At 58.6% G+C, this 21758-nt stretch carries 14 protein-coding genes; 12 read left to right on the forward strand and 2 right to left on the reverse strand.

All coding sequences use genetic code 11. From position 1 onward, the window contains the following. The first annotated feature begins 323 nt into the window (after nucleotides 1-323). Complete coding sequence (gene nadB / locus GSR16_RS13810) at nucleotides 324-1904, forward strand: L-aspartate oxidase (RefSeq protein ID WP_159878319.1); 1581 nt, start codon at nucleotides 324-326, stop codon at nucleotides 1902-1904. Nucleotides 1905-1943: 39 nt separating this feature from the next. Here nadB and GSR16_RS13815 read toward each other — a convergent pair whose 3' ends face one another. Continuing rightward, on the reverse strand, nucleotides 1944-4247 hold the full coding sequence (locus GSR16_RS13815) for a PAS domain-containing sensor histidine kinase (protein ID WP_159878321.1): 2304 nt from the start codon (nucleotides 4245-4247) through the stop codon (nucleotides 1944-1946). A gap of 151 nt (nucleotides 4248-4398) precedes the next feature. Between GSR16_RS13815 and GSR16_RS13820 the strand changes: the two genes are divergently transcribed. The 6 genes from GSR16_RS13820 (at nucleotide 4399) to GSR16_RS13845 (ending at nucleotide 11199) form a co-directional block, all read left to right on the forward strand. After that, nucleotides 4399-5403, forward strand: coding sequence for a TRAP transporter substrate-binding protein (locus tag GSR16_RS13820; RefSeq protein WP_159878323.1), 1005 nt, complete (start codon nucleotides 4399-4401; stop codon nucleotides 5401-5403). 65 nt (nucleotides 5404-5468) lie between these two features. Continuing rightward, nucleotides 5469-6062: a TRAP transporter small permease gene (locus GSR16_RS13825; protein ID WP_159878325.1), complete on the forward strand. Its 594-nt coding sequence runs from the start codon at nucleotides 5469-5471 to the stop codon at nucleotides 6060-6062. Then, nucleotides 6062-7390 carry a TRAP transporter large permease gene (locus GSR16_RS13830; RefSeq protein ID WP_159878327.1) on the forward strand — a complete coding sequence of 443 codons (1329 nt, stop codon included), beginning with the start codon at nucleotides 6062-6064 and terminating at the stop codon, nucleotides 7388-7390. Before GSR16_RS13825 ends, GSR16_RS13830 begins: the two co-directional genes overlap by 1 nt. A 151-nt stretch (nucleotides 7391-7541) precedes the next feature. Then, entirely contained in the window at nucleotides 7542-9827 is a 2286-nt protein-coding gene (locus tag GSR16_RS13835) for an NADP-dependent malic enzyme (RefSeq protein WP_159878329.1), read from the forward strand. A gap of 77 nt (nucleotides 9828-9904) precedes the next feature. Further along, nucleotides 9905-10156 (forward strand): PhaM family polyhydroxyalkanoate granule multifunctional regulatory protein, encoded by a 252-nt coding sequence (locus tag GSR16_RS13840; protein WP_159878331.1) that lies wholly within the window; start codon nucleotides 9905-9907, stop codon nucleotides 10154-10156. A gap of 122 nt (nucleotides 10157-10278) precedes the next feature. Then, on the forward strand, nucleotides 10279-11199 hold the full coding sequence (locus GSR16_RS13845) for a VirK/YbjX family protein (RefSeq protein WP_159878333.1): 921 nt from the start codon (nucleotides 10279-10281) through the stop codon (nucleotides 11197-11199). Nucleotides 11200-11257: 58 nt separating this feature from the next. Here the strand turns inward: GSR16_RS13845 and GSR16_RS13850 are convergent, their stop codons facing one another. Continuing rightward, nucleotides 11258-11860, reverse strand: a complete 603-nt coding sequence (locus tag GSR16_RS13850; protein WP_159878336.1) for a flavin reductase family protein — start codon at nucleotides 11858-11860, stop codon at nucleotides 11258-11260. 198 nt (nucleotides 11861-12058) lie between these two features. Here GSR16_RS13850 and dnaE point away from each other — a divergent pair, with 198 nt between their 5' ends. The 5 genes from dnaE to GSR16_RS13875 all read left to right on the forward strand — a co-directional run bounded on the left by dnaE (nucleotide 12059) and on the right by GSR16_RS13875 (nucleotide 21698). Continuing rightward, on the forward strand, nucleotides 12059-15493 hold the full coding sequence (gene dnaE, locus GSR16_RS13855; protein WP_159878338.1) for a DNA polymerase III subunit alpha: 3435 nt from the start codon (nucleotides 12059-12061) through the stop codon (nucleotides 15491-15493). A gap of 188 nt (nucleotides 15494-15681) precedes the next feature. Then, the gene (locus tag GSR16_RS13860; RefSeq protein WP_159878340.1) at nucleotides 15682-17466 is read left to right on the forward strand and encodes an ABC transporter ATP-binding protein/permease; all 1785 of its coding nucleotides are present in this window, start codon (nucleotides 15682-15684) and stop codon (nucleotides 17464-17466) included. A 300-nt stretch (nucleotides 17467-17766) separates the two neighbouring features. Further along, nucleotides 17767-19386: a methyl-accepting chemotaxis protein gene (locus GSR16_RS13865; RefSeq protein ID WP_159878342.1), complete on the forward strand. Its 1620-nt coding sequence runs from the start codon at nucleotides 17767-17769 to the stop codon at nucleotides 19384-19386. Between the two features lie 285 nt (nucleotides 19387-19671). After that, nucleotides 19672-20775 (forward strand): PfkB family carbohydrate kinase, encoded by a 1104-nt coding sequence (locus GSR16_RS13870; RefSeq protein ID WP_159878344.1) that lies wholly within the window; start codon nucleotides 19672-19674, stop codon nucleotides 20773-20775. After that, nucleotides 20772-21698 carry a pseudouridine-5'-phosphate glycosidase gene (locus GSR16_RS13875; protein WP_159878346.1) on the forward strand — a complete coding sequence of 309 codons (927 nt, stop codon included), beginning with the start codon at nucleotides 20772-20774 and terminating at the stop codon, nucleotides 21696-21698. Before GSR16_RS13870 ends, GSR16_RS13875 begins: the two co-directional genes overlap by 4 nt. The last annotated feature ends 60 nt before the right edge of the window (nucleotides 21699-21758 follow it).

The following is a 21758-nucleotide window of genomic DNA, read 5'->3' on the forward strand; positions in this document are numbered from 1 at the left end:
CTGCTGAGGAGGCGAACTATACCGCCACGCCCACCCCTCGTCAACACTTTGTGCGAAGAAATCTGCACGATTTGCTGAAATCCCGGCCAAGAGCGCGCTAAGTGACTGAGCGACAAAGGCTTATGCGATGGGGGTTTTATTTTTGTGCCATGGGGGTGTGCCAGGTACACGCGTTTCGGTATTGCGAGGATGGTTGATGGTGGCACCAATCCGGCGAAATGTACTTAATCTCGACAAGATAATGCTGATGCCGCACTGCAGCGCTTCTGCTACTCTTTAGCCTTCTGCAAACTGCCCTACTCCGCCTGACGGCGGCATCTGCCATGCTCAAGTTTGATGTATTGATTATCGGTAGCGGTCTGGCCGGCATGACCCTGGCCTTGCATCTGGCTGCCACGCGCAAAGTTGGCCTGATTACCAAACGTGATCTGCTGGAAGGCAGCTCGACCTATGCCCAGGGTGGTATCGCCGCCGTGCTGGATACCGAGGATTCGGTTGAGGAGCATATCCGCGATACGCTGATTGCCGGCGCCGGGCTATGTAATGAAGAGGCTACGCGCTTTATTGTGGAGCACTCCAAGGAGGCAATTGACTGGTTGATTGCGCTGGGTGTGCCTTTTACACGTGATGATACGCACAAGACGGGTTATCACCTGACCCGCGAGGGCGGCCACAGCCATCGCCGCATTATTCATGCGGCGGATGCTACCGGCGCTGCGGTTACTTCTACTCTGGGCCAGAAGATCAAGGCGCATCCGAATATCACCGTGCTGGAAGACTTCATTGCCATCGACCTGATCACCTCACGCAAGCTGGGGCTGGAAGGCAAGCGTTGCTATGGCGTGTACGCACTGGACAAGACACTGGACCAGATTGTCACCATTGCCGCCAAGCACACCATGCTGGCATCGGGCGGTGCGGGCAAGGTGTACCTCTATACCACCAATCCGGATACAGCGACTGGCGACGGCATTGCCATGGGCTGGCGTGCTGGCTGCCGGGTGGGCAATATGGAATTCATCCAGTTCCATCCCACTTGCCTGTATCACCCGCACACCAAGTCTTTCCTGATTTCCGAAGCTGTGCGCGGTGAAGGCGGCATTCTGAAACTGCCGGATGGCACCCGCTTCATGCCGGATCACGATCCGCGTGCCGAACTGGCACCGCGCGATGTGGTGGCCCGCGCCATCGACTTTGAAATGAAAAAGCATGGTCTGGATTGTGTTTATCTGGATATTTCCTACAAACCGGCCAACTTCATCAAAGAGCACTTCCCCAATATCTATGCGCATTGCCTGGAGCTTGGCATCGACATCACCCAGGAGCCGATTCCGGTGGTGCCGGCCGTGCACTTTACTTGTGGTGGCCTGGTGACCGACCTGACCGGCCACACCGATGTGGACGCGCTGTATGCGGTAGGTGAAGTAGCCTGCACCGGTCTGCACGGTGCCAATCGCCTGGCCAGTAACTCGCTGCTGGAATGCCTGGTGATCGGCAAGGCTGCGGCGGAAGATATCCTGGCAGCGCCGGATATTGTCCTGCCGAAGATTCCGGACTGGGATGACAGCCAGGTGACCGATACCGACGAAGAGGTGGTGATTTCGCACAACTGGGATGAGCTGCGCCGCGCCATGTGGGACTATGTCGGCATCGTGCGCACCAACAAGCGCCTGATGCGCGCACTGAGCCGCATCCGCCTGCTATCGGAAGAAATCAACGAGTACTACAGCAACTTCCACGTCACCAACGACCTGATCGAGCTGCGCAATCTGGTGCAGACTGCCGAACTGATCGTACGCTCGGCACTGTTGCGCAAGGAAAGCCGTGGTCTGCACTACAGCCGCGACTACCCGGACATGCTGGAAGAAACACAGGAAACCGTGTTGCAGCCCGCGCAGCACTGAGTGTTACCAAAGCAGAACGGCACCCACGGGTGCCGTTTTTCATTGCAGGCCGTTACCTCGCTGCAATGGCAAGGTAAACCAGAACACGCAGCCGCCGGTAACGCTGGCATTGACGCTGAACTCACCACGGTGGAACTCGACAATTGATCGGCAGATATTCAAGCCAATCCCCATCCCATCCGGCTTGGTGGAATAGAACGGGGTAAACAGCTCGTTCTTGATGTTATCGGCAAGTCCCGGGCCGTTATCGGCCACTTCTACCCGCCAGAAAGCGGCACCGACGGCAGTGCGCACGATAATGTGTGGCCGCCGCGTCTGCGCTTCCACCATGGCTTCGATGGCATTTTTCATCAGATTGAGCAGCACCTGCTCGATCAGCACCGGGTCCATGTCCAGCCGGCAGGCTGTGGCATCCTGCTCGATCACCAGCTGCACGCCAGCCTTGAAGGCCATCATTTCCGCCAGACCAGCCGCGCGCGCCACCACCCGTGCCGGATCGACCGTCTCCAGTTGTGGCTCATGTTTTTTCACAAAGGCGCGGATGCTCTTGATGATTTGCCCAGCCCGCTGAGCCTGCTGACTGATGGCAGACACGGCATCGCGTACCCCGGCGGGCAGTTCCAGGCTTTCCGGCAGCCGCCGCGCCAGCCCGGCTGAATAGGTGGAAATAGCCGTCAAGGGCTGGTTTAACTCATGTGCCAGACTGGAGGCCATTTCCCCCATGGCAATCAGCCGCGAGGTGGTCTGGAAGCGCTCCTGCTGCGCCTGCGCCCGCCCTTCTCGCTCGCGCTCTTCCGTGATATCAGCCAGGATGACCAGCCAGGCAGCTTCGCCACTCACCCACTCCAGCCGGCGGCGCTGCAGCTGGAACCACTGCTTGCCATCCTGCAGGGTGAATTCGCTGGCCAGATCATCCTGCTCCGGCTCCTCACGCAGACCCGGCAGCAGCAGGCAGGACGGCGCATCCGGCTCTTCTGCCAGCCACAGGAAGGAAAAGGTTGGGTTGGCATAAAGCAGTTGGCCGCTGCCCTGACTCACCACGCACACTCCGGCTTGCATACCATTGAGCACGGTAAGAAAGCGCTGGTGCGAGGCATTGAGTGCCAGACGCTGGCGTTTGCGCTCGGTGATGTCGAACAGCGCGGCAATCCAGCCGCGGTGGCTGCCATCCCGCTCTATCAGTGGTGTGGCATACAGCCGCACTTCAACAAAATCGCCATTCTGGCAGGCAAAGCGCAATTCGAAGCCCTGCTCCGGCTGCATGCCCTGCCTTACCGCATCCATGGCAGCGCGCATCTGCTGATGATCGCTGGCTGGCCAGAACACATGTGGCGGACGCTGACCCACCAGTTGTTCTGGCGCATAGCCCAGCATCTCGCAAAAAGCACGGTTCACCCGCAGGATTTCGCCTTCCAGGCTGATGGCCACCAGACCGCTCTTCATGCAGTCCTCAATGGCCTGGCGCAAGGCCACCTCGGTGGACAGCGCCTGCTCGGCGCGCGAGCGCTCGCGCATATGGCGCCGGATACGCCAGATGGAATACAGCAAGGCCACAGCCAACAGGGTGATCAGGCCGGTGAGTACCGGCAGGGTAAGTCCCAGCCCGGAACGGTAGCTGACGGCACGCAGATACACTCCAAATCCTGGCGGATCAAAGCTGGTCTGGTGGGAGATGCTACCGGGGTGTTCGGACGGGTCGAACTTGCTGGCCAGGGTACGACCGCCCACGTCGACAAAGCTGATGTAGTTCTTGGAGGCAATCCACCACGGTACCTGCCGGTGCAAGAGCTGATCGAACTGGTACACCAGCCGGATGCTCCCCAGCACCTTTTCATTGGCGATGATGGGTACCGCCAGATCGAAACGGTATTTACCGTCGGCACGGCGGTAGGGCTGACCATACGAAGCACGGCGCAAACGCGTGGCACGCCACACGGCATCGTATTCGTCACCATGCAAGATCTTGCCCGGCAACACCTGACCGTGTTGATCTCGCAGCAACATGGCGTTTTGGTCGATCTGCTGCACCAGCAGCACTTCCGGGCTTTCACGCATCAGAAATGCCGCACTGGAAATGAAGCGCGCCGGACTCAAGTTGCCATTGGCAATATCCGATGCCACACCCTCGGCCCACTCCTGCTGCCCTTCCATATGCAGCCGCATCGATTGCTCCAGCCACAGTACTTCCTGAATCAGGTTATCCCGCTGCTCATCCACCCAGTCGCGGTAAACCAGATAAAACAGGCCACCCAGTGCCAGCACCAGAGCAATCAGGGTAAGCGAAGTGCCCAGCCACAACAGGCGGGGAGAACGGCGACGGGCAAGCAAATCGATAACGTGCATAGGCAGATACGGGAAAACCCCAATGATGAAGTCCCCAATGGCAGGTTGTTGGTGCGCCTTCTACTTTACACGGTATTAACAGCCCGCAGACAAGGGCTGTAATGCAAAGCAAAAACATTCAACGCAAACGGAAACACAAACGGAGAGACTCATGAAACTGAAGATTGCTGCATTGCTGATCGGTGCTTCCTTTGGTGTAGCTGGCCTGGCTCAGGCTGCTGGTGAAATCGTCATCAAGTTCAGCCACGTGGTATCGCCCGATACCCCCAAGGGCAAGGCTGCAGAATATTTCAAAAAGCTGGCGGAAGAGCGTACCCATGGCAAGGTCAAGGTACAGGTTTATCCCAACAGCCAGCTTTACAAGGACAAGGAAGAACTGGAAGCCCTGCAACTGGGCGCGGTTCAGATGCTGGCCCCGTCGCTGGCCAAGTTTGGCCCACTGGGCGTGAAGGAATTTGAAGTTTTCGACCTGCCTTATGTATTCGACAATTACGACGAAGTAAACAAGGTGATGCACGGTGCCATCGGCAAGCAATTGCTGGGCAAGCTGGAAAGCAAGGGCATCAAGGGCCTGGCCTACTGGGATAACGGCTTCAAGAACTTCTCTTCCAACAAGCCGATCCGCACCCCGTCCGACCTGAAGGGCATGAAGATTCGTATCCAGTCCTCCAAGGTGCTGGAAGAAGAAATGCGTTCGGTAGGCGCACTGCCGCAGGTGATGGCCTTCTCCGAAGTCTATCAGGCGCTGCAAACCGGCGTGGTGGATGGCACCGAACTGGAAGCCTCCAACCTGTACACCAGCAAGGCTTATGAGGTGCAAAAGAACCTGACCCTGACCCAGCACGGCTTCCTGGGCTATGCCGTCATCGTCAACAAGAAGTTCTGGGACGGCCTGCCGGCTGATGTACGTACCCAGCTGGATGGCGCGATTGTCGATGCCTCCAAGTACGCCAATGACATCGCCAAGAAGGAAAACGACCGCGCGCTGGCCGCCATCAAGGCTTCCGGCAAGACCCAGGTCTATACCCCGACCGCAGCCGAACGCACTGCCTTCAAGAAAGCCATGCTGCCGGTACACACCAAGATGGCCGACCGTATCGGTCCTGATCTGCTGAAGGCGATTTACAAAGAAACCGGCTTCAATCCCAACAACTGATCCATCCTGAATCGAGCGTGCGTGCAAGCCAGCACCCACGCTCTTTTTGCGAAAAGAGAACAATCATGCTGAAATTCCTCGACCATCTGGAGGAGTGGATGATTGCCCTGTTGATGGGAAGCGCTACCCTCATCACCTTTGTTGCCGTGCTTCACCGCTACGGCTCGGGCATCGAAACCCTGCAACCCTATCTGGCCCACATCAATATGGCGTGGGCGCAGGAACTCACCATCTACCTGTTTGTATGGATGGCCAAATTTGGTGCGGCCTACGGCGTGCGTACCGGCATCCACGTGGGCGTGGACGTGTTGATCAACCGCCTGTCGGACAAGACCCGTGCCAAATTCATCATTTTCGGCCTGCTGGCTGGCGCGCTGTTCACCGGCGTCATCGCCGTGCTGGGTGGCAATTTTGTCTGGGAAATCGCCCATACCGACCAGACATCGCCCGACCTTGAAGCCCCGATGTGGCTGGTCTATCTGGCCATCCCCTGGGGCTCTACCCTGATGTGTTTCCGCTTCCTGCAAGTGACGTGGAACTTCATCAAGACCGGCACCCTGCCCAAGCACGACCATGGCCATGTTGAAGGCATTGAAGAAGGTGCCGAAGACCTGGACAACCTGCACCCGCACGACCTGAACCACGGAGGCAAGCACTAATGACCACCCTCATCATTTTCGGTCTGCTGCTTACCCTGATGCTGACCGGCATGCCGATCTCCATCTCGCTGGGTCTGACGGTACTAACCTTCTTGTTCACCATGACTGAAGTTCCGATCGAATCGGTGGCGCTCAAGCTGTTCACCGGGATCGAGAAGTTCGAAATCATGGCGATTCCCTTCTTCATTCTGGCTGGCAACTTCCTGATGCACGGCGGCGTGGCCAAACGGATGATCCGCTTTGCCACCACCCTGGTGGGCCACTGGTATGGCGGTCTGGGCCTGGCCGGCGTAGTGTCCTGCGCACTGTTTGCCGCCATTACCGGTTCGTCCGTTGCCACCGTAGTGGCGGTGGGTTCCATCATCCTGCCGGCCATGGTCAAGCAAGGTTATCCGCAGCGCTTTGGTGCCGGGGTGATCACCACCTCCGGCGCGCTGGGCATTTTGTTCCCGCCGTCCATCAACCTGGTGATGTACTCCATCGCCACCGCCGGCATGGACGTGACCGGCCCGAATGGCATGAGCGTGTCCACCGCATCGGTCGGCCAGCTGTTCATGGCCGGCGTGTTGCCCGGCCTGTGCCTGTCAGTACTGCTGGGACTGACCACCTGGTATCGCGCCAAGAAGTTTGACTACCCGCGCCTGCCGCGCGCCAGCTGGGGCGAGCGCCTGCAAGCCTTCCGCGAATGCGTGTGGGGTCTGTTGCTGATCGTGCTGGTGATTGGCGGTATTTACAGCGGCATCTTCACTCCGACCGAAGCCGCGGCCATGGCTGCCGTGTACGCCTTCATCATCGCGGTGTTCGTCTACAAGGATATGGGGCTGAAGGATGTGCCGCGCGTGCTGATCAATGCTGCGTCGATGAGCTCGATGCTGCTGTACATCATCACCAATGCGGTACTGTTCTCCTTCCTGATGGCATCCGAGCAGATTCCGCAAGCCATGGCCGCCTGGATGACGGCGCAGGGCCTAGGTGTGGTGGCCTTCCTGTTGCTCACCAACATCCTGTTGCTGGCGGCCGGTAACTTCATGGACCCATCGGCCATTGTGCTGATCATGGCGCCCATCCTGTACCCGGTGGCAGTCAAGCTGGGAGTGAATCCGGTACACTTCGGCATTCTGATTGCAGTCAATATGGAAGTGGGCATGTGCCATCCGCCGGTGGGGCTTAACCTGTATGTCGCCTCCGGCATCACCAAAATGGGCATTACCGAGCTGACCGTGGCCGTGTGGCCGTGGCTGCTCACCATGCTGGGCTTCCTGATCGCAGTGACATATCTGCCCGGTATCTCGCTGTGGCTGCCCCGAATGTTAGGTATGATGCAATAAAAGCAGGACAGGACAAGCAAGGCGGCAGAGGTGAAAACCTCTTGCCGCGTACTTTGTCTGACAGGACCATAGCCCCGACAGAGGGTTAGCCCTTATAATAATCAGCTAAATTATTCAAAACGACCATAAGAAACCACCCAGGAGTTCACGAATGGACGAGCAACTGCGCCAAGCCGCACTCGATTTCCACCAGTTTCCTCAGCCCGGCAAGATCCAGGTATCCCCGACCAAACCGCTGGCAACCCAGCGCGATCTGGCCCTTGCTTACTCCCCCGGTGTGGCCGCCCCGTGTGACGCCATCGTGGAAGATCCGCTCAATGCCTACAAGTACACCGCACGCGGTAATCTGGTAGCCGTTATCACCAACGGTACCGCCGTGCTGGGCCTGGGCAATATCGGCCCGCTGGCCGGCAAGCCGGTGATGGAAGGCAAGGGTGTGCTGTTCAAGAAATTTGCCGGCATCGACGTTTTCGACATCGAACTGAACGAAAACGACCCGGACAAGCTGGTAGACATGATCTGTGCGATGGAGCCGACTTTCGGCGGCATCAACCTGGAAGACATCAAGGCCCCCGAGTGCTTCTACATCGAGAAGAAGTGCCGCGAACGCATGGGCATTCCGGTCTTCCATGACGACCAGCACGGCACCGCCATCGTGGCTGCTGCCGCAGTGCTTAACTCGCTTCGCCTGGTCAACAAGGACATCGCCAATGTGCGCGTGGCTGCATCCGGTGCCGGCGCTGCCGCCATCGCCTGCCTCGACCTGCTGGTGGCCCTGGGCGTGAAACGCGAAAACATCACCGTTTGCGACTCCAAGGGTGTGATCTACCAGGGCCGTGACGAAAAGCTGGATGAATCCAAGCAGCGTTACGCCATTGCCGACAACGGCAAGCGCAAGCTGGCCGATGCCATGGTTGGCGTCGACATCTTCATGGGTCTGTCCGGCCCGCGCCTGGTCACCCAGGACATGGTGAAAACCATGGCCGCCCATCCGGTGATTCTGGCCATGGCCAACCCGGAACCGGAAATCCTGCCGCCGCTGGTGAAGGAAGTGCGCCCGGATGCCATCATCGGCACCGGCCGTTCCGACTTCCCCAACCAGGTCAACAACGTGCTGTGCTTCCCCTTCATCTTCCGTGGTGCGCTGGACGTTGGTGCCACCACCATCAATGAAGAAATGAAGCTGGCCACCGTACGCGCCATTGCCGACCTGGCCATGGCCGAGCAGTCCGACGTAGTGGCAACTGCCTATGGCGACGAAGAGCTGTCCTTCGGCCCGGAATACGTGATTCCGAAGCCCTTCGACCCGCGCCTGATCGTGAAGATCGCCCCGGCCGTGGCCAAGGCTGCAATGGATTCCGGCGTAGCTACCCGCCCGATCCAGGACTTCGACGCCTACGTCGATCAGCTCACCCAGTTCGTGTACAAGACCAATCTGTTCATGAAGCCGGTGTTCTCGCAAGCCAAGAAGGAAAGCAAGCGTGTCGTGCTGACCGAAGGCGAAGACGAGCGCGTGCTGCACGCCACCCAGGAAATCGTGCTGGCCGGCCTGGCCAAGCCCATCCTGATCGGCCGTCCGAGCGTGATTGAAAAGCGTATCGAAAAGCTGGGTCTGAAGATGGAGATCGGCAAGGACTTCGAGCTGGTCAACAACGAATCCGACCCGCGCTTTGCCGAATACTGGAAGGACTACTACAACCTGATGAAGCGCAAGGGCGTTTCGCAGGAGCAGGCCCGTCGTCGCGTCATCGGCAACACCACCCTGATCGGTGCGCTGATGGTACGCCGTGGCGATGCCGATGCCATGATCTGCGGTACTTACGGTACTTACCGTCAGCACTTCGAAATCGTGGAAACCGTGCTCGGCTACAACAACGCCGACAAGGTGGCCGCTGCCATGAACGCGCTGATCCTGCCGACAGGCAACATCTTCATCACCGACACCTATGTCAATGCCAAGCCGGATGCAGTCCAGCTGGCCGGCATCACCAAGATGGCGTCGGAAGCCATGAAGCGTTTCGGTATCGCACCGAAGGCCGCCCTGCTGTCCAACTCCAGTTTCGGCACCATCAACGGCGAGTCCGCCGACAAGATGCGTACTGCGCTGGAACTGATCCGCGACGCCCAGCCTGACCTGGAAATCGATGGTGAAATGCAGGGTGATGCCGCCCTGGTGGAAGCCATCCGTACCCAGGCCATGCCGGAAACCACGCTGAAGGGTTCGGCCAACCTGCTGATCATGCCGAACGTGGAAGCCGCCAACATCAGCTACAACCTGCTGCGTGTTTCGGCCTCTGACGGCGTGACCATCGGCCCGATCCTGATGGGCATGAGCAAGCCGGTGCACATCCTGACCCCGATCTCCTCGGTACGTCGCATCGTCAACATGGTAGCCCTGGCGGCCGTGGATGCGCAGGTAGCAGCCAGCAACAGCTAAGCTGTCGTCTTTGGTCTTATACTGAACGGGCAAGCCAGCGCTTGCCCGTTTTTTTATGATGACAAGGAGAGCCTGCCATGAGCGCCGATTTCAATCCCACCGATCCATTCGCCATGTTCCGCCAGTTCTGGCAAACTGCCACCCCGGCCAGCGCCCAGCCTTTCCTGCCACCAATGAGCGAAGAAGAAATCGACCGCAAACTGGCAGAACTGCGCGTAGTGGAAGGCTGGCTGACCATGAATCTGGGCATGCTGTCCATGCAGATGAAAACGCTGGAAATGCAACGCGCTGCCATGGTGGCCCTGAAACCGCGCGAAGAAAAAAAGTAAACTGTCACAGAAAGTAAACCGTCACAAACGGTAACGACGACGGGACAAGCCGGCCAAAGACGCCGACACCCGGATAAACAATAATGCATTTCCGTGCATGAACGCTTTTAGAAGAACTCTGTGTGAAAACTATCGAATCACCTTCGAGGCCTCACCCTGTCCGGCTGCTGGGACAACTGGCCAGTGGCGACTTTTCCCGGCGCGATTATCTGGATGAGCGCAAGAACCGCATCAAGCTGGTATTGCGCAGCCTGCTTTCCCTGTCCAGCAGCTACCGCTGGCTGAGCTATCTGAGTAGCCAGCCGCTCTTGCTCGACTACCTGAAACTGGCTCCACGCCTGTCGCAAAAATTGCACCGGCCTTATCTGCACCGCAGCCTGGGCAATACGGCAAAAGTGGAAATGTTGCAGCAACACTATGGCCGGATACTGCAACTGCCAGCCCATGTCTGCAGCCAATTGCTGTCGCTGGAAAATATCTGCATCGCCAGCGTTAGCGGCAAGGACGACAGCAGTTTCAGCTGGGTGCTTGGGCACAACCACTATTTCGACAAGGAAGGCGAGCTGTCGCTGCAGTTTCTCGATAGCCAGCAGGTGGCACTGGCCACCCTCACCTTCACCCTGTGCCAGTATCAGGGTCAGCCGGTGGCGCTGGTTGGCGGCTTGCAAGGCCCGCGCAAGGAATTTGGCCATGAGTGCATCCGCACCGCTACCAAGGCCTGTCACGGTCTGTTTCCCAAACGGCTGGCACTGGAAGCACTGACCGTCATTGCCCGCGAAATGGGCTGCCAGCAAGTGCTGGCCGTGTGCAAGGACAGCCATATTTACAGCTCCTGGCGCTACCGGAAGGAATTCCAGGCCGATTACGACAGTTTCTGGCTGGATATCGGTGCCGAGAAAATCAATACCGAATACTTCCGCATCCCCTTCCCCATTCCGCGCAAGCCAATGGAGGAAATTGCCAGCAAGAAGCGCAGTGAATACAACCGCCGCTATGCCTTGCTGGACGAGATGGCAGAAAAAATCAGCCACGCCTTGCGTTGAGCCTTGCCAAGAAAAAAGCACCAAACAGGTGCTTTTTTCATTTATATGTCAGCAGCAATCAAGGCCGCTCCAAGGAGAAATCCGCATGCACCAGGGTGTAGGCATCCCCCGCCAGTTTGCCAATGGGGTGCAGTGCCTGCACATCAATCCGGCCATCCTGATACACCGCATCCGCCACATGCACATGGCAAATTTCACCCAGTACCAGCGTACTGCCACCCGCACCATGTCCAAGGTCGATGCAGCTATGCAGCACACACTCATAGCGCACTGGCGAACGCGCCACGCCTGGTGCCTTTACCAGCCTGCTGCGCACTTTTTCCAGCCCGGCCAGATCAAACTCGTCCACTTCAGCCGGATAGGCGGCACAGGACTGATTCATTTCCTCAACCAACTCCTGATTGACAATGTTCACCACAAACTCCCCGGTGGCACGGATATTGGCCAGGCTGTCCTTGTCACTGCCATCCGGCTTTTTCAGGATGGTGACTGCCAGCATAGGCGGATTGAGCCCGGCGACGGTAAAAAAGGAAAACGGCGCCAGGTTGGCCACCCCCAGCAAGTCTTGCGTGCTGAGCCAGGCAATGGGGCGCGGCAACACGCTGCCAGTCAGCAGTTTGTACAGGCTGGTACGATCCAGCTCTCTGACATCACAATCCATTTCTGTCACCGCTTGGCTGATTCTTGATGTCACCATTCTAATGCTGCAACGCAACACAAGAAAAGGTGCAATAGTCGGGACCAAGCACATTGCCGCTAGTGCTGCGCATAAACCAGCTTGCCGGTTTAGCGGCTTTCGGGGCTGAATTATCTTGCCGCACACATGGTGCAGATGTCGCGCTGCCGGTAAAATGTCGGCATGAACGCACCCCGCTTTATCCATCTTCGCCTCCACTCGGAGTTTTCCATCACCGACGGTATTGTCCGCCTCGACGACGCAGTAAAGCGTGCGCAGAAGGACAATATGCCTGCCATGGGCATGTCGGACCTGATGAACCTGTTCGGCATGGTCAAGTTCTACAAGTCCTGCCGCAACAAGGGTATCAAGCCGATTGTGTCGGCTGACATCTGGCTGGAAAACGAGGAAGACCGCGACAAGCCCACCCGCCTGATGCTGACGGTGAAAAACCGCGAAGGATACCGCCGTCTGTGCGAGCTGCTCACCCAGGCCTTCACCCATAACCAGTACCGTGGTCGTGCCGAAATCAAGCGCGCCTGGCTGGAGGCTGGCGACAACAGCAATCTGCTGTGCCTGTCCGGCGCACATATGGGCGATGTCGGGGTGGCACTGGCCATGGGCCAGCGTGAAGAAGCGATGCGCCGTGCGCAGTACTGGGAAAGCCTGTTCCCCGGCAGCTTCTATCTGGAAATCCAGCGTGTGGAAAATGCCCAGGTGGAAAGTGTAGTGCAGGCCACACTATGGCTGGCCGGCGAAACCGGCCTGCCGGTGGTGGCCACCCACCCGATCCAGTTTCTGGACCCGGATGACTTCAAGGCCCATGAAGCCCGGGTTTGCATTGCCGAGGGCTATACGCTGGGCGACAAGCGTCGTCCGCGCAATTTCTCCGAATGCCAGTATTTCCTGTCCACCGAACAGATGCTGGAGCGCTTTGCCGACATTCCGGAAGCGCTGGAAAACACGGTGGAAATTGCCAAACGCTGCAATATTTCCGTGGTGCTGGGCAAAAACTACCTGCCACTGTTCCCCACCCCGGAAGGCATGACGCTGGATGACTTTCTGGTGTACGAGGCCAAGCGCGGGCTGGAAGTGCGGCTGGAGCAGCTGTTCCCCGACCCGGCAGAGCGCGAGGCGCGTCGCCCGGAATACGATGCCCGGCTGAAGTTCGAGTGCGACACCATCATCCAGATGGGTTTCCCCGGTTACTTCCTCATCGTGGCGGACTTTATCCAGTGGGGTAAGGGCAATGGCTGCCCGGTGGGCCCGGGCCGGGGTTCCGGTGCCGGTTCGCTGGTGGCTTACAGCCTGAGCATTACCGACCTCGACCCGCTGCGTTACGCCCTGCTGTTCGAGCGTTTCCTGAACCCGGAACGGGTATCCATGCCCGACTTCGACGTGGACTTCTGTCAGGAAAACCGCTGGCGCGTGATCGAGTACACCCGGCAGAAATACGGCGAAGAAGCCGTGAGCCAGATCGCCACCTTCGGCACCATGTCGTCCAAATCGGTAATCCGCGATGTGGGCCGGGTACTGGACCTGCCCTTCGGCCTGTGCGACCGCCTGTCCAAGCTGATTCCACTGGAAGCCAACAAGCCGCTGGGTCTGGAAAAGGCCATGGAAGTGGAGCCGCAAATCGGTGAAGTCATTGAGTCGGAAGGTGCCAATGAACTGATCGAACTAGCGATGAAGCTGGAAGACCTCACCCGCGGCATCGGCATGCACGCCGGTGGTGTGTTGATTGCCCCCGGCCGCCTGACTGACTTCTGCCCGCTGTATATTGCCAGCGCTGATGGTGCATCACCGGTATCGCAGTTCGACAAGGACGACGTGGAGCAGATCGGCCTGGTGAAGTTCGACTTCCTGGGCTTGCGCAACCTCACCATCATCGAACTGGCCCAGCGCTATATCAAGCAGGTCAGCAACGAGGACGTGGACGTTGCCCACCTGCCGCTGGACGATGCCGACGCCTACAAGATTTTTGCCAGCGCCAACACCACCGGCGTGTTCCAGTTTGAATCCTCCGGCATGAAAAAAATGCTGGTGGAAGCCAAACCCAGCAAGTTCGAAGAAATTATCGCCTTCGTGGCCTTGTACCGTCCGGGCCCGATGGACCTGATTCCCGACTTCATCCAGCGTATGCACGGCGCCAAGTTCGAATACCTGCACCCGCTGCTGGAGCCGGTACTGGCCCCCACCTACGGCATCATGGTGTATCAGGAACAGGTGATGCAGTCCGCTCAGGTGATTGGCGGCTACTCGCTGGGCGGCGCCGACTTGCTGCGCCGCGCCATGGGTAAAAAGAAGGTGGAGGAGATGGTGGCGCAGCGCGCCATGTTCGTGCAGGGCGCGGCCAAGCAGGACATCCCGGAATCCAAGGCCAACGAAATCTTCGACTACATGGAGAAGTTCGCCGGCTACGGTTTCAACAAATCCCACGCCGCCGCCTATGCGCTGGTGGCCTACCATACGGCCTGGCTCAAAGCACATCATTGCGCCGCCTACATGGCTGCCACCATGTCCACCGAACTGGACAATACCGACCAGCTCAAGGTGTTCTATGACGACGCCACCGACCCCAAGAACGGCCTGCGCTTCTTGCCACCGGACGTCAATCACAGCTTCTACCGCTTTGTGCCGGTCAGCCGTCAGGAAATCCGCTATGCACTGGGCGCAATCAAGGGCAGTGGCGAATCTGCCGTCGACCATATCGTAGCGGTGCGTGAAGCCAGCGGCCCCTACACCAGCCTGTTTGATTTCTGCCAGCGCACCGACAAGAAGCTGGTGAACAAGCGGGTGATCGAAGCACTAATCCGTGCCGGTGCCTTCGACAGCATTGAGCCCAACCGCGCCCTGCTGTTTGCCAACGTAGGCTTGGCCATGGAAGCAGCCGATCAGGCCCATGCCAATGCCAATCAGGGCGGCCTGTTCGATATGTTTGGCGACGATGTGGCGCCGGCGGTAGAGATGGTGGCCACCCGGCCATGGAGCGATGCCGTCAAACTGGCGGAAGAGAAGGTTGCCATCGGCTACTACCTGTCCGGCCACCCCTTCTCCGCTTATGCGCAGGAAGTGCGTGCCTTCATCAAGACCACGCTATCGCGCCTCTCCCCACGCAAGGAACCGCAACTGCTGGCCGGCTTTGTCACCGGCATCCGCGTCAAGATGGGCAATCGCGGCAAGATGGCCTTTGTCGAACTGGACGACGGCAGCAGCAAACGTGAAATCAGCCTGTTTGGTGACAGCTATGAAGTCAACCGCAACAAGCTGAAAGAGGACATCGTGCTGGTGGTGCAAGGCAAGGTGATGGAAGATGCCTTCTCCGGTGGTCTGCGCATCATGGCCGATCGCATTTACGACCTGGGCGAGGCACGCAGTTGCTTTGCCCGTGGCCTGTCCTTGCAGATGAACGGCAATGCCGATGTCAATCGGCTGAAAACCTTACTTACCCCCTACCGTGACGAAGACAACGGCGGCCTGGTCCGCATCAGCTACAGCAATCCACAAGCCCGGGCGGATATCGCCCTGTCGCAAGGCTGGGCGGTACGGCTGGACGACAGCCTGCTACTGGCCTTGCAGGACTGGTTGGGTGAAACTGCCGTCAAGGTGTTGTGGTAGCGCCTGACTGCCACCTGGCCGTACCGGGCTGTCCGGTACGGCATTTCATCCGGCAATACTTATTCATGAATCAGCCGCCATGTATGTTTGGCTCTACGCCATCCACACCGTAAGCTTTACATGATTCAGGCCGAACCGAGAGCGGGACTGATCCCGCCGGGTAACAATCATCAGGTCAAAGGGAAAACATGGACTGGAATCAGGAACTGGGCACCAGTATTGTCTGGGTTGCCAAAGCCTATGGCATCACCTGCCTGCTGTTTATCCTTGCCGTCTGGAGCCTGACCCGGCTCACCAGCTGGGGCCGGCAGTTCTGGCAGCTCAGCGGTGGCTACTTCAGCCTGCAACGCAGCAGCAAACCCTTGCTGGCCCTGGCGCTGATTCTGCTGCTCACCCTGGCGGGCGTGCGGCTGGATGTGGTGCTGTCCAACTGGAGCAACGGGCTATATACCTCGCTGCAGCAACTCAATGAAAGCCTGTTCTGGAGCTTTGTCCGCATTTTCTGCATTCTGGCCAGCCTGCATGTGCTGCGCAGCCTGTTCAGCTTTTACGTCAACCAGAGCTTTTCCATCCACTGGCGCGCCTGGCTGAACGAGCAATTACTGCAAAAACTGCTGCAGCACGACGCTTTCTACCGTCTGCAATACTTGCCGCAACACAGCGACAACCCCGACCAGCGTATCCAGCAGGATGTCAGTAGCTTTGTCAGCAGCTCGCTGGGACTATCCATGGGTGTGGTCAGTGCCCTGGTTTCCACCCTGGCCTACACACTGATCCTGTGGAACCTGTCCGGCCCCTTGCAGTTGCTGGGCGTGGAAATACCGCGCGCCATGGTGTTTGCCGTATTTGTGTATGTGCTGATTGCCACCGTGCTGGCAGTAAAGATAGGCCGACCGCTGGTACGGCTCAACTTCCTCAACGAGCAGTACAACGCCAACTACCGTTACCTGCTGGTGCGGCTGCTGGAATACGCGGAAAGCATTGCCTTCTATGCCGGGGAACAGGTGGAAGGCATGCTGCTGCGCAGCCGCTTTGGTCAGATCATCCACAACAACTGGCGCATCGTGTTCCGGTCGCTGAAATTCCAGGGCTTCAACCTGATTGTCAGCCAGACCGCCGTGGTGTTTCCGCTCATCGTGCAGGCCCATCGCTTTTTCTCCAAGCAGATTACCCTGGGCGATCTGATGCAAACCTCCGGTGCCTTTGGCACGCTGCATGACAATCTGTCCTTCTTTCGCAATGCCTACGACGATTTTGCCGGCTACCGTGCCGTGCTCAACCGTCTGTCTGGCTACTGCGACTCCATGCAGGAGGCTGCGGCGCTGCCACGGCCCGATATACAGCCAGATGGCAAGCGGCTGGCACTGGAAAACTTCTGCCTGCAGGCTCCGGACGGGCGCAAACTACTGGAGCAGGTTGATCTGGACATCCATAGTGGCAGCGCGCTGCTGATCCGCGGCGCATCCGGCTCGGGCAAAACCACCTTGCTGCGTAGCCTGGCCGGGCTATGGCCCTATAGCAGCGGTCGCATCATCCGTCCTGAGCACGGGCTGATGTTCCTGGCGCAAAAGCCTTACCTGCCGGGCGGCAGCTTGCGTGATGCGCTGTACTATCCAGCCACGCCCCCCGCCGGGGATAGCCAACAGGCAATAACGGTACTACAGGCCGTACAACTGGGACATCTGCAAGCACGGCTGGACGAGGAGCGCGACTGGAGCCAGACGCTGTCACTGGGCGAACAGCAGCGCCTGGCTTTTGGTCGCCTGCTGCTGAACAAACCGGATATTGCCTTTCTGGATGAAGCTAGCTCGGCGCTGGATGAAGGGCTGGAAGACACCATGTACCGGCTGCTGCGCCAGCAATTGCCCGCCACCACCATTGTCAGCGTGGGCCACCGCAGCAGCCTGCTGCAATATCATCAGCAGCAACTGCATATTCTCGGCCAGGGTCGCTGGCAGCTACTTGAGCAGTAACAATCGGCCAGAGCAAACTGAAAACGCAGCGCAATTATCGCTGCGTTTTTTATTGTCCGCCCCATTTCAACAACAGGCCGCACCGTGTCAGTACACAGCACCACCGCGTTGGTGACCCCCTGTTCAAAAAATAATTAAATCATTGATTTTTATTGACTTATTAAAAAGTAACCTTAGTAAGAATGTAAGAATTCCCTGTAATCGTCATAATTCGATGCTATACGTATACATACGTAGCGATTGCCATGCCCCAGCATGCACAGACAACGATAAAACGATTTCTTCGCAAGGATATCCCTCATGACCATCATCAGACGCCTCATCCTGACCCTGGCCATTGCCCTTTTTGCCTTGCTTCTGGTCGGTGGCTTCGGAGCCTACCAGCAGAAACAGGCCAGCAACCGCTTTGAAGACACCATCACCAACCTTGCCCCCAGCATCCGCGACCTGAACGGCATGGTTTATGCCTTCATGGATATCCGTGGCTCGGTCACCCGGCATTCGGTATCGCATACCACCGGGGAAAAGGCTGCTGCCGAAGCCATGTCCGGCGAAGCCGACAAAAAGCTGGACGACCTGATCAATGACTACGAGAAAAACCTGATCGCCGACGATCACGACCGCCAGCTGCTGCAGGATGACAAGGCCAAGCTGGCCGCCTACCGTGCTGAGCGTGGCAAGTACTTCGCCATGTCCAACAGCGGTAAGGACGACCTGGCCGATGCCATGCTGCGTGATGGCCCGCTCAACACAACCAGCAGCGAGTTCCGCAAGGCACTGAATGCCCACACCGAGTACAACCTCAAACTGGCCAATGACACACTGGAAACCAATAAGACCGCCTACAATGCAGCCCTGCTGCAAAGCGCCAGCCTGATCGGCATTGTGCTGGTGGTGGTGCTATACATGGGCAGCGTGCTGTACCGTGTAATCAGCGGCGGCTTGTCCTCCATTCAGCAAACCATGCAGAGCATTAACCAGTCGCTGGATTTCACTCAGCGTGTGCCCGTGGTTCGGCAGGATGAAATCGGCCTGACCGCCATGGCCTTCAACAACTTGCTGGAAGGCTTGCAGCACAGCCTGAAATCCATCATGGAAGGAGCCCACTCTGTCGCATCTGCCTCGCAGAACCTGTCGCAAACCGCTACTCAGGTGGCTGCAGCAGCGGATGCCCAGTCCTCCTCCTCTGCCAATATGGCCGCCACCATCGAGCAGATGACGGTCAGCGTCAACCATGTTGCCACCCGTGCCGAAGAATCACGCGACCTGGCACACAGTGCCGGCACACTTGCACATCAGGGCTCCACCACCATCAGCCAGACCATTAACGACATCCGTGACATTTCCAGCGCGGTGGACAGCGCCGCCAACAGCATTCGCGAACTGGACACCTATAGCGCCCAGGTTGATACCGTGGTAGGGGTAATCAAGGATATTGCCGATCAGACCAATCTGCTGGCGCTCAATGCTGCCATTGAGGCCGCACGCGCAGGGGAAATGGGACGCGGTTTTGCCGTGGTGGCCGATGAGGTACGCAAACTGGCCGAACGCACCAGCAGCTCCACCCAGGAAATTTCATCCACCATCAATGCCATGCGTGATCGCTCTCGGCTGGCTACCGAGCAGATGCATTCAGCTGAAGAACTGGTACGCAACGGGGTTGAGCGTGCCGACCACGCCGATGGTGCCATCAAGCAGATCGGCGATGCCACCGGCAACACCGTGCACATGGTCAGTGAAATATCTGATGCCATCAAGGAACAGGGCAAGGCCACCAACAATATTGCGGTACAAGTCGAGCAGATTGCCCAGATGACGGAAGAAGCCTCGTCCGCCGCCCAGGAAGCAGCCAGCAGCGCACAGCATCTGGACGCGTTGGCCCGCCAGCAGATCAGCACCCTTAGCCAGTACCGGCTGTAAATCTGCCTCAGCAAAGCAAACAGGCCGCCGGACATACTCTGGCGGCCTTGTCATTGGTAACGGCAAAAAAGAAACCCGTCCAGCCTGCGAACGGGTTATTCACCTTCCCCGGTGAAAGGCTGCTTACGCCAGTCGCTGCGTAAGCAGTACCGGAGTTATAGCTCCGTTTCATTATCCCCGTGCAACAAATGCAAGCCAAAACGCCTGTTACAGGACAGACTGGCTTGACCCTGCTGCTTGGCGACCATTAACATAAACAAATGTTTGCAATACGGACACTTGTTTATGACTGAGCGCGAGCAGGAAATTCTGCAGCTACTGCGTCAGGACCCGCTGATTCCCCAGCAAGAACTGGCTGATCAGCTAAGCATCAGCCGCTCCGCCGTGGCCGGTCACATCATGAAGCTGATGCAAAAAGGCCATATCCTGGGCAAGGGCTACATTCTGGCCGATACCCCTTACGTGGTGCTGCTGGGGGGAGCCAATATGGATATCCGCGGCAGTACCAGCAACAGTCTGCGCCAGGGCGATTCCAATCCGGGACGTGTCAGTTGCTCACCCGGTGGCGTGGCACGCAATATTGCCGAGAATCTGGCCAGACTGGGAGCGGACTGCCGCCTGATCAGTGCCGTGGGGGATGATCTGTATGGCCGTGCCCTGCTGGAATCCACCCAGCGCGCCGGGGTAGATGTGCGCCCGGTGCTGCTGCTGCCGGATGCAGCCACCTCCACCTACCTGTCCCTGCATGGTCCGGATGGCGATATGGCCATCGCCATCAACGACATGGAAATCCTGGCACGACTGGACGCCGCCCGCCTCGCCCCGCAGCGCGAACTGGTACGCCACGCCGGGCTGATCATGGCCGATGCCAACCTGTCGGCAGAGGCGCTGGCCTGGCTGTTTGCAGAGGCAGGCGACACCCCGGTTTTCATCGACACGGTATCGGCCTTCAAGGCCGAACGCATCCGCCCCTGGTTGGGGCAGATCCACACCCTGAAACCCAACCGGCTGGAAGCCGCCACCCTGTCAGGCCTGCCGCTGGATCAGGCCAGCCATGCCCCCGCCGTTGCCAACTGGTTCCATCAGCAGGGCGTAGTACAGGTCGCCCTCAGCCTGGCCGGGGACGGCGTGTACTACAGCAGCGCGGCGGCTCAGGGCTGGAGTCCGGCTCCAGCAGTGGAAATCATCAACACCACTGGAGCTGGCGACGCCCTGATGGCAGGCCTTGCCTGGGGCTGGCTGCAACAGCAAGCACTGGACGAGACCGTTAGGTTTGCCCAGGCCTGCGCAGCGCTGACGCTGGGCTGCACTGCCACCAACAATCCAACACTGTCGCTGGCAGCGGTCCAGCACATGTGCACTACCCTGCAATACGCGGAGCAATCATGAAGCAAAACAGCCATCTCGATATTCACCCGGAAGTCGCCGCCGCACTGGCCACTGGCCAAGCGGTCGTTGCACTTGAATCCACCATCATTTCGCATGGCATGCCCTACCCGCAGAACGTTGCTACCGCCCTGCAGGTAGAAGCGGAGGTGCGCGCCCATGGTGCCGTACCTGCCACCATCGCCATCATTGACGGTCGGCTCAAGGCCGGCCTGAGCCACGATGAAATCGAACTGCTGGGAAAACGCGGCCGCGAAGTGGTCAAGGTCAGCCGTCGCGACCTGCCTTTTATCGTGGCCGCACGCCAGACCGGTGCCACCACGGTTGCCTCCACCATGATCATCGCCGCCATGGCCGGCATCCGTGTGTTTGCCACCGGCGGCATCGGCGGCGTACACCGCGGTGCCGAAACAAGCTTCGACATCTCGGCGGATCTGCAAGAACTGGCCCAGACCGCAGTCACCGTAGTGTGTGCCGGTGCCAAGTCGATTCTGGACCTGGGTCTGACGCTGGAATATCTGGAAACCCATGGCGTACCGGTAGTAGGTTTCCAGACCAACACTCTGCCTGCCTTCTTCACCCGAGAAAGTGCATTCAAGGTGGACTACCGCCTGGACCACCCGGCTGACATCGCCGCCGCGATGCAGGCAAAGTGGGCGCTGGAACTGAAGGGAGGCATGGTGGTGGCCAACCCCATTCCCGCGGAATACGCCATGCCGGCTAACAAGATAGACAGTGCCATCAGCCAGGCACTACAGGAGGCCGACGATCAAGGCATCCGCGGCAAGGAATCCACCCCCTTCCTGCTGGCACGGGTGTGCGAGCTGACTGGTGGCAACAGTCTGGCATCCAATATCCAGCTGGTGCTAAATAACGCCCGCCTGGCAGCAGCCATCGCACGCGAGCACTGCCTGCAGTCAGCCTGAAGATGCAGACCAGCCCCTGCAGCCCACATGGTTGACGCCGGTGGGCCGCAGCGGTGTAAT

Source organism: Aquitalea denitrificans (assembly GCF_009856625.1).
Classification (GTDB): Bacteria; Pseudomonadota; Gammaproteobacteria; order Burkholderiales; family Chromobacteriaceae; genus Aquitalea; species Aquitalea denitrificans.